Annotated in this window: 2 protein-coding genes; both read left to right on the forward strand. The window is 37.4% G+C overall.

Features of this window, described 5'->3' with window-relative positions; all coding sequences use genetic code 11:
* Positions 1-1269 (forward strand): glycosyltransferase family 2 protein (locus tag LKE01_RS11595; RefSeq protein ID WP_225426960.1); only part of this gene is annotated, 1269 nt, incomplete at its 5' end.
* Positions 1269-2900, forward strand: a complete 1632-nt coding sequence (locus LKE01_RS11600) for a glycosyltransferase family protein (RefSeq protein ID WP_056982456.1) — start codon at positions 1269-1271, stop codon at positions 2898-2900. The genes LKE01_RS11595 and LKE01_RS11600, both read left to right, overlap by 1 nt.
* Positions 2901-3048 lie beyond the last annotated feature (148 nt).

Consider the following 3048-nt stretch of genomic DNA (forward strand, 5'->3'; position numbering starts at 1 on the left):
CCCTTTACCCAAAAGAAGACAGATCAACACTTTTCCAGGACGGTTCAAAGAGAAATTAAGCATATGTATATTATGGTACCGGCATTGAATGAAGCAAATGAAATTGTTGGTACGGTTAACCAGCTCTTGAGATCGATGGAGCCACTTCCAATTGAGTCAACTTTAGTCATTATCAATGATGGCTCTGATGATGGAACAGATATTGCTCTTGATGAATTTGCCAACAATCCTCATGTTCATGTTATAACCCGCGAATTACCACATGCGCGAGAAGGAAAAGGTGCGGCTTTAAATGATGGCTTAGACTGGATTGCAAAGCAGACAAAAGATCTTACTCATACTGTTGTTGGTGTTATTGATAGTGATGCTAGTCCCAGTTTTAAAATACTGTTTAATGTATATCGGGGGTTCATTCATTCCAAGTATGATTTATTGCAGACCGAAATTACGATTAACAATGTTCACAATTTCTTGACGTTGATGCAAGAGTTTGAATTTGGCGTTCCCAACTTATTACAGCAAGTTATTCGAATGGATTGGGGAAGTGCAATTGCATCAGGTGATGGGCAATTTATGACTTTGGAAATGGCTTCGAAAATCAGATGGAATAATTCGTTGCTTGATGATCTTGAGTTTAGTCTCAATGGATTACTGCATGGATTTACTGGAGGCTTTTTACCTTATACCTTGTTACCCCAAGAGGGTGTTCTTACTTATAGAGCACTGATTAAGCAACGTGTACGTTGGTGTCATGGTGGCATGCAATGTCTGATACGATATGGTAAGCAATTATTTCTATCAAAAATTGTGCCATCTAAATTAAAGACTGATTTAATCACATTTATGCTAATACCATTTATTTCAATTATCTTTATCATTAGTTCGCTCATTGCGTCTATTGTTTTGATCGTTCATTTTGTGGCATGGCCGCAAAAAACGTTTATTGTATTGGTCATTATATTAATCTTAGGTATAGCAGTAACAACAATGATGATTTTGGCTGCAAATCATTATGGCATTCAGGCTGGACGTACCTATACTTTTAGAGAAATTACTACCATGATTGTTGGCAACTTTGCCTATTCATGGATGTTGGCGCCTGTATCTTTCATAGCTTTGACGCGATTGGTTTTAAGACGTAATGAATGGGCGAAAACGGCCCATGACCACACGACAGTGCAGGAAAATTCCAACAGTTTTGAAGCGGATTATGATCAGAAGGATCAGTCTCTTAAAAATGATGCGCCTAATGATAGGATGGCTAAGTGATGAAAGCTAAGAAGATATTAATAAATAAACTAGTTTTTTATGTTGTAACTTTTTTGGCTGTGATTGCTTCGCTATTCATGATAGCAACGACACTAACTGGATACTCCAAATATAGATACATAACATTTCATCCGAATTATCTATTATTCTTTTATCTGATTACTGTGAGTTGCATTTTAATGGTGATGCTTTGGTACTTAGGAGAATGGTTTGCTAAAAGATTTACCGGTTGGTTTGTTGCGTTTGTTGGGATCATGTCAATTCCTAAACTGATTTTGATTGCAATGTTTAAGCTTAACCCACAATCTGATATGTATAGCTATTCGGTTCTTGCCGGATCGCGGGCAAATGGGGACCTGTGGTCATGGATGTACCATGTTGGCGTTTTGGACTTGGACAATATTTTTCCACATGTTCTTCACATCGCTGACTTTTATAATATTTTGTTCAGAATTTCTGTTAATTCCAACACTGTTGTTCAGTATTTTAATGTTATGATTAGTGCACTAACAACGTTTCTTGTTTTAGGCTTGGCGGCCCGCTTCTTTGGTCGACGCGCGGGAATGTTTGCCGCATTGGTTTTTTTCCTTCAGCCCAGTTGGTACCTGTATACTACCTTAATTGGCATTGAACCGGTTTGGCTTTTTTGTCAGCTGGCCGGTATATCTTTAATACTAAGGTTATTTAAATATGGTAATTTCAAGGACTGGCGGTTGTGGGGAGACATTTTCTTAATAATTGTGGTACTCTTTTTTGCTGAAAATATTCAACCATTATCGGTCGTCCTGTTTATTGCATTTTTCTGTTTTATTTGGTTTCGATTTCATGAAGGCAGACGTGAGCACCTTGCAATTGGAGTAACGGGCACAATTTCGTACAAGCCACGCTTCGTAGAGCTTTGGCTGCCGAAAATTGCAATCGTTTTAATTATCGGCGCATGCTTTACACTACGACAAATCCAGCCACAAATTGATCGTTTTTACTTTGGTGTTCCCATAGCAAGTAATAATGTTGGTGAAGCATATACATTGGCAGTGGGGACGAATCCTAAAACCCATGGTGTCTATTCTGATGCATTAATTAATAGAATTGAGTTATTTAATCATATTAATGGGAAATCTGAAGGGCAGAAATTCATTTACTTTAATTCTGTATTCAAAAAGCAGATCAAAGATAATTTAAATTATCATCATGTTCACCGTGATTGGGATAAATTCGTTTATTCCAAATATGAGTCATTAATGAAACCGGCATATGCATTTACGGAATTCTCGGAAAATACTCGGTCAAATGATAAACAAAAGCAACTGATACCAAGGCAGATTGTAGACACTGCCACTAATTTGATGACAGCTCCGGTCGTTGCACTTTTGCTCCTTGTTGTGATTGGTTTATTAAGCCAACTTTTTTCCAAAAAAGAAAATTCGAAAACAGCAAAGGACCGTAATGGAATTTTGCTTACTGAAACGATTATGCTTGGATTCTTCATACTCTTCTTTGGGGTTGAAGTACAAGGACGCTATCAGATCTCATTTTATATTCCCTGGATATTTATTGGTAGCCTTGGAATGCGTACCTTGATGGGGATAATAGGACATCCCAGTATCCTTGATGAACATGATAGGCGCTAATATGTGTATCAAATGTGCCTCGTTTAACTCATAAAGTATGGGAGAATATTGTAGACTTTGCTGGCTTATAAACAATATTCATATCCAGCCTATTATGATAGGATATCGAGTTGCCGGTGGTTACATTACCGGAAATACAAAATATATT

The organism is Lentilactobacillus kefiri, assembly GCF_007989105.1.
In the GTDB taxonomy this organism is placed as follows: Bacteria; Bacillota; Bacilli; order Lactobacillales; family Lactobacillaceae; genus Lentilactobacillus; species Lentilactobacillus kefiri.